Here is a 3,530-nt window from a genome sequence, read left to right on the forward strand (position 1 = left end):
CTCCAAATTAACCAGCGACCGCTTAAAATACTCGACTGGCAAACACCGTATCAGGCTATGCTGACAAATTTGTCCAAAAATTCGGATTAAATTTGCAATCTACCCTTAACACGGTTCTGACCATTTTAGGTATGCTAGGTGTAATTACAGACGTACAAACTGTAACCGTCTCACAGGACACGACAGGCACCTTAGAACATGTTACAAACGAGGTGGACTCCGCTAGCCAAGCTGATAAAGCACCAACTAGTGCGAACGTTTCTAATGTGACCTCAACTAGTGCTGAGATTAAAGTAGATGACAAAGCTGAATAAAGTAAAAAGGTCTATCCTCAATTGGGTAGGCCTTTTTATTGTGCAGTTAAGTAAATGAAAGTAGTGTGCAACGTCATGTCATATAGCACAAGCATAGTATAGCATTATTAAAGCTAGCTGCAACCACTAAAAAGTGGGCACCCGGGTAAGTGCTCACTAAGAAGTTGTCACATTATGAAGCTAAATACCATGAGTCCCGACTAATAGGGACAACTTAATCTTAACTCATTATCATTAAATTGCAATAAAAAAGTGACTACCCTAAAAAGATAGTCATTTTCCCTATAAATGGCACACAGATTATTATAATAACATTAAAATCAATAAAATAAAAAGGTCTATCCAATTAAGGGTAGGCCTTTTTATTGTGCAATTAAGTAAATAAGAGTAATGTGTCATGTCAACAGCACAAGCTTAATTATAACACTATTTTAAGCTAGTTAACATAATGTCCAGTATTCAAAGCTAAACTTTGTGAAGTCTAGTTAGGCCTATTGTAGCAGTGTTTATAGACAACTCACTGTTTGATTTAGCCAGTTTAGCTGAGTTTGTGAAATTAGGCTGGTTTAAGCTAGATTATCCAAAGCCTATTTTAATCACATTTAGACTTTGTGAAATTAGCTTAAACTGTCCTAGTTAGCTGGCTTGTGATTATTATTTATTTAGTCAATTTAGTTGACTTATTGGTTTACCCCTGCTGTAATGCGAGGGAGTGAAGTGGTTGAGTGCAGAGTTGTACCCTAGTCAGACGATCAAAATTAAAATGACTATCTAGCTAGAGTGCAACTCACCTGTTGTAACGCTCGGTCGTTCGGGCATCGCTTGGACAATCAGTTGCGGTATTGCTACCAACCACTAGTATCAACCTACATTCTCGGTTAAACCCATTAAAAAACGCCCTAATGGACGCTGATAGCACGTATTTAGTTTTGTTCGGTTACCAGCTACTAGTGGTCACCATGCCTAAGCATCGTTTTACCACCCGGGCCGTTAATGGTCGCCCTCACCATTCATCACCAGCCTGATTGTCTAAGGCCTTATGTGATATAACCGGTTGTTATTGAAGTCGCACCGGTAAACGTGTCCCCTTAATATTTATACTCTAGCTTGTCCCCTAGAATGGTCCGCGAGAAGCAATTGAATGTCAGACTTGCAATTTGAGAGCCTAGACCTTACAATTAATACATGGTTATTTGTTGTTCCCGCGAAATTAAGAGGTCGCGGGGCTTCTTTTGTATATTCAGTTATTTTAGGTCTGGCTTAATTGCTAGGCCTTTTTTAATACAAGGCTATTGTAACGCATCAATAGCTATGCGTCAAATCCAAAGAAAAATTATAAATAATAAATTACTTATTTTAAATTACTTATTTTTAATTACTAATTATTTGTGCTATACTGTTCTCAATGGAGGCGATAGAATGACTTGTAAAACCTTGCTACACTTCAATTTCAAGGGTGGCGTTGGTAAGACCACCCTTAGTGTTATGGACACTTATCTGCTAGGCGAGCTAGGTCACAAGGTACTTTTAATTGATTTAGATCCGCAAGCTAATGCCACTGAGATTATGAGAACGACCTATGATGTCAAAACTGAGCCAAATGTTGATCTATTTAATGGACTGTTAAAGCTAGACCTAACTCATTCAATCATTGAACTAACTGACAATGTTTCAATGATTCCAGCTGATTGGTCGCTTAGCTTATGGCCGGGTAAAGTTGAAAAGATTAAGAACCATGACCGCATGCTAATTCTCAAAACTTTGATTGAACAGTTTAAATCACAATTTGAGTACATTATTATTGATGTTCCACCGACACTTTCCATTTTTACTAACAACGCTATTTTAGCTAGTGACTATGTATCGTTAGTTTTGCAGACACAGAAACAGGCTTATACGTCCGTCCTAAAAACAGCACAGTATATGTATCAGCTAAAAAACGACTATCATGCAACTTTTGACGTGTCAGGTGTCATACTGTACCTAGTTAAACGGGATGCTAAAGTTGACCGTGAAATCACTAAGGCAGCCACTGAGTCGTTTGGTGATGCAGTATTCATAAATCGAATTTGGCAACAGGAACGTGTAAAGTTGTTCTCAAATGCTGGTATTAAAGATGAAGACTATTGGGATAAGAAGGCCATCAGCATGTATACGATGGTATTAAAAGAGGAATTACACAGAATTGAGGAGATAAACAATGGCTGACGACTTTTTAAATAAGCTAGCACAACAAGCTAACCAACAACTAGGAGACAATGAAAGCCCGTTTAAACAGAAGAAAGAGGTCACTAGACCAGTACAAGTTCGTGAGAGCACGTATAAGATGGTTAAAGATATAGCCTATCATAAGGACGCTAAAATCGTTGATGTCATTGACTCTATGCTGAAATATGCTATCAATTCAGACGAGTTCAATGAGAATAATAAATAATTTAAAATTAATAATTTATTATTTATTTTAAAAAACTAGTAAATGATTAGTTTTAGGTGGGATCGTTATACTATCATTGTAGAGATAAACAAGGAGGTTAACGCATGAATGAAGAAGATAAAAAGTTTGAAGACTTCATCCAAGGACTTTATGATACTGATAAGGAGCCTTCTGATGAGGAATGGCTAGATAATATTGCCAGTGCAATGGTCCCTAATGATGCCGATAAAGAAAAGAGATAATGTTAAGTCTTCAGAAATTTAGTTAAATTAGCCGGTTTAAGTCGGTGGTATCATCATGAGCAACACGCAGATAGGTCGAACGCCCGTAAAAACGCTGGTCAGTCAGCCTTTTCGTATGAGGACCTTAAAGGGTTGCGTAAGCTGGCTTTTTGGTTATTTGTAATCATCATCTTTATGAATTGGGGCTTTGTTGGTGCAGTTAGTTTGATTGCATGGGTAGCTATGTGGTCTGTTAGCCTGCTATTTTAAAGCAACCTTGTTAAACAACATTATTAATTGACAATTCAATGTTATAGTTATAACATTAACAATAAGAAAAAGGCCCAGTGCTGGATACACTGAACCCTTAACAAGTACCTACCGTCTAAAGAACGGTGGTCTTACGACAACAACTGATTAACTATTAACCAGCTCTCATCTAAACCTTGGTCAGTTTGGAGAGCTGGTTTTGTGTTAATCTTTTTTTACTAGTGCCATAATGGCGACTACTGCACTGATAATATTTACCGTTGTAGAAACGGTAGCTACTACCAACATTGC

General features: G+C 37.5%; 4 protein-coding genes and 1 pseudogene. All 5 read left to right on the top strand.

Annotated elements, in window-relative coordinates:
* Positions 1–90: pseudogene (locus MMY95_RS15205) on the top strand (IS30 family transposase); the annotation flags it as partial.
* A gap of 2 nt (positions 91–92) precedes the next feature.
* Positions 93–314, top strand: a complete 222-nt coding sequence (locus MMY95_RS15210) for a hypothetical protein (protein ID WP_241277794.1) — start codon at positions 93–95, stop codon at positions 312–314.
* A gap of 1,419 nt (positions 315–1,733) precedes the next feature.
* Complete coding sequence (locus MMY95_RS15215) at positions 1,734–2,522, top strand: AAA family ATPase (protein WP_003645724.1); 789 nt, start codon at positions 1,734–1,736, stop codon at positions 2,520–2,522.
* The gene (locus MMY95_RS15220) at positions 2,515–2,748 is read left to right on the top strand and encodes a hypothetical protein (RefSeq protein WP_015639781.1); all 234 of its coding nucleotides are present in this window, start codon (positions 2,515–2,517) and stop codon (positions 2,746–2,748) included. Before MMY95_RS15215 ends, MMY95_RS15220 begins: the two co-directional genes overlap by 8 nt.
* Positions 2,749–2,852: 104 nt before the next feature.
* Positions 2,853–2,990: a hypothetical protein gene (locus MMY95_RS15225; RefSeq protein ID WP_015639780.1), complete on the top strand. Its 138-nt coding sequence runs from the start codon at positions 2,853–2,855 to the stop codon at positions 2,988–2,990.
* Positions 2,991–3,530 lie beyond the last annotated feature (540 nt).

Source organism: Lactiplantibacillus sp. ME-2 (assembly GCF_022549155.1).
In the GTDB taxonomy this organism is placed as follows: domain Bacteria; phylum Bacillota; class Bacilli; order Lactobacillales; family Lactobacillaceae; genus Lactiplantibacillus; species Lactiplantibacillus plantarum.